Source organism: Oleiphilus sp. HI0123 (assembly GCF_001635315.1).
Map to the genome: position 1 here is coordinate 1 of NZ_LWGE01000995.1, position 214 is coordinate 214.

General features: G+C 44.4%; 1 protein-coding gene. It reads left to right on the forward strand.

From position 1 onward, the window contains the following. The coding region (locus tag A3761_RS08565; protein ID WP_156491756.1) for a class I tRNA ligase family protein at window positions 1–214 on the forward strand (214 nt) is incomplete at both ends.

The window sequence follows — 214 nt, forward strand, 5'->3', positions numbered from 1 at the left end:
AAAGAAGCTGCATTGGAAGCGGTGAAAGGTGTTCAGTGGGTACCTGAATGGGGTCAGAATCGTATCGAAGCAATGTTGGAGCAAAGCCCTGATTGGTGTATCTCTCGCCAGCGTACTTGGGGTGTTCCGATTACTTTGTTTGTTCATAACGAGACACAAGAGCTTCATCCTGATACACAAAATTTGATCGCTAAAGTAGCTGAGAAAATTGAAC